We start from the raw sequence: 2680 nt of genomic DNA on the forward strand, positions 1-2680 counted from the left end.
TGGATATTGCGGCGCAAGCTGACCCCCAGCGACGGTCCACTAATTTGATAAGCCAGGTGCCCGTACGCATCGTATGAGCATGCCATAACGGCGGATGCTGACCCCCTATATTTTTCCGACAGATTGTGTTGCGGAGCATGTTGACCCCCTACGGGTTTCCGTAACGGAGCAAACTGACCCCTTGGTGGAGGCGTGTAACGGAGCATGCTGACCCCGCGTCTTTGGAAAAGCCGGTAGGTTTTAGGTTGATTTGACGGTATGTTTTACCATCAATCAGTGAATAACCCATGGCCGGAAAAGCAAGACCCATGAGTCAGATCAAACAGTTATTGAGGCTGCACAGGCAGGGGATGCCGGTCAAGCGCATCGCCCGCACGCTTGGTATCAGCCGCAACACGGTGAAAAGTTACCTACGGAAGGTTTCCGAAGGCACCCAGCGCATGGAAGACCTCCTTGCGCTGGATAACCCGGTACTGGAAGCCCATTTCCATGCGGGCAACCCGGCCTATAAGGACCCGCGCTATGCACACCTAGTTTCCAAGCTGCCCTACTACGAAAAGGAACTTAAGCGTACGGGCGTCACCCGCGAGTTGCTGTGGGAGGAATACATCGCCGGATGTCCCGACGGTTACAGTTACACGCAGTTCTGCTTCCACCTTCGCCAGCGGATGGCTTCGATCAACCCCACGATGGTGCTGGAACACCGTGCGGGGGAGAAGCTCTTCATCGACTTTGCCGGCAAAACGCTCAGCTACATCGACCGGGATACCGGGGAGGAGATATCCTGCCCCGTGCTGGTTGCCTGCCTGCCCTTTTCGGATTACGCCTTCGCCATGGCCGTACCCAGCCAGGGTACCGAAGACTTCCTGCATGGGCTGGAATGCTGCCTTCGGCACCTGGGCGGCGTGCCGCAGGCGCTGGTGCCCGACAACCTGAAAGCGGCCGTGGAGCGTGCCGACCGCTACGAGCCCACCATCAACCGCACCATGGAGGAGTTCGCCAACCACTACGGCACGGTGGTGGTCCCCGCGCGTGCACGTAAACCGCAGGACAAGGCCTCCGTGGAGAACCAGGTGAAGAATGTCTACACCCGGGTATTCGCCAAACTGCGCAACCGGCGTTTCTTCGACCTGGCCTCGCTGAATACGGCCATCGCCGAGCGTATGGCCGCACACAACCAGACGCGCATGCAGAAGAAGCCGTATTGCCGGCTGGAGCGGTTCCGGAATGCCGAAAAGCCACGGCTGTCCCCGCTGCCCCCCGAAGGGTTCCAGGTGGTACGTTACGCTAAACGTAAAGTGGGACAGAACAACTACGTATTGGTGGAAGGGCACAGCTACAGCGTACCGTTCCATTACATCGGCCAGCATGTGCAGGTGGCCTACACGCGCTCCATGGTGCGCATCTATGCCGAAGGTAAGCAGGTCGCTGCCCACACCCGGAAGTTCGGTGGCGGTTACACCGCCGTGAAGGAACACCTTAGCTCACAGCACCGGTATTATCTGGGGCGCAGCCCGGATTATTTCATCGAAAGGGCCGAAAAGCTGTGCCCCCAGCTGCATAAACTCATCAAGCTGATCTTCGGGCAACCGGGATATCCCGAAAACCAGTACCGCACCTGCGAGGGGCTGCTCAGGCTGTACCGCCAATCGGATCCGCACGACTTCGCACGTGCCTGCACGGTGGCCATGGAATACGGCATGCTATCCTACAAAAAGGTGGAGGGCATCATCAAAAGCGGGGCGCAGCATGCCCAACCCCCAGCGCAGGACAAACCGCTCCCCGGACACGGGAACATACGCGGACGCGACTACTACGTGCAGGCAAGGATGGACATATGAATACCGCTACACAATCATTTATCACAGCAATATGGATATATTATCACAACTAAGGGAGCTGCGCCTGCAAGGCATGGCGGGCTCATGGCAGGTACTCACCGAGACCCGCAAACACCACGAACTGGGATTACAGGAAGGCCTTGAACTGCTCCTGCAGGCTGAAACCGAGAACAGGGACGACAAACGCTTCGCCAGGCTGTGCGCAAACGCGCACTTCCGCTACCGGGCAAGCGTGGAGGAGCTGTCGCTGGATGCGGCCCGTGGGATCGACCGCGCGGCGGTCATGGAACTGGCCACCGGGGCTTACATACGCAAGGGCGAAGCCGTATTGGTGACCGGTGCAACCGGATGCGGAAAGAGTTTCCTGGTATCCGCGCTGGGCCACCAGGCCTGCGCACAGGGCCACCGCGTGCTTTACTTCAACCTGCAGAAACTGCTGCTGCGCATCAAGATGACAAGGGTTGACGGCTCGGTGTTCAAGTTCATGGATAAACTCTCCAAAACCGATTTGCTCATCCTGGATGACTTCGGGCTGGTCCATCTGGACCAGCAGCAACGGCTGGACTTGATGGAGATCATGGAGGACCGACACGCCAAAGCTTCAACCATCATCGCATCACAGCTGCCCGTGGCAAACTGGTACGACGTGTTCGGTGACGACACCATTGCCGACGCTGTGCTGGACCGTGTGGTTCACTCATCGCACAGGATTGAATTGAAAGGTGAAAGTATGAGAAAAAAGAAGTAAAATTGTCAGGTCATTGGGAAACACTCAACCCAGGACCTATCGGAGGGGGTCAGTATGCCCGTTACGGGGGTCAGCATCGACGTTATATCCA

2 protein-coding genes are annotated in these 2680 nt (G+C 57.8%); both read left to right on the forward strand.

The window, feature by feature from the left end; translation table 11 throughout:
- Positions 1 to 308: 308 nt before the first annotated feature.
- The gene (gene istA / locus B5X72_RS20460; RefSeq protein ID WP_245827064.1) at positions 309 to 1841 is read left to right on the forward strand and encodes an IS21 family transposase; all 1533 of its coding nucleotides are present in this window, start codon (positions 309 to 311) and stop codon (positions 1839 to 1841) included.
- A 31-nt stretch (positions 1842 to 1872) separates the two neighbouring features.
- Entirely contained in the window at positions 1873 to 2589 is a 717-nt protein-coding gene (gene istB, locus B5X72_RS20465) for an IS21-like element helper ATPase IstB (protein WP_079718796.1), read from the forward strand.
- The last annotated feature ends 91 nt before the right edge of the window (positions 2590 to 2680 follow it).

The sequence above is a fragment of the Parapedobacter luteus genome (genome assembly GCF_900168055.1).
GTDB classification, from domain to species: domain Bacteria; phylum Bacteroidota; class Bacteroidia; order Sphingobacteriales; family Sphingobacteriaceae; genus Parapedobacter; species Parapedobacter luteus.

Coding starts and splice junctions, on each gene's coding strand:
- istA (WP_245827064.1), top strand. CDS start 309: ATGAGTCAGATCAAACAGTTATTGAGGCTGCACAGGCAGGGGATGCCG.
- istB (WP_079718796.1), top strand. CDS start 1,873: ATGGATATATTATCACAACTAAGGGAGCTGCGCCTGCAAGGCATGGCG.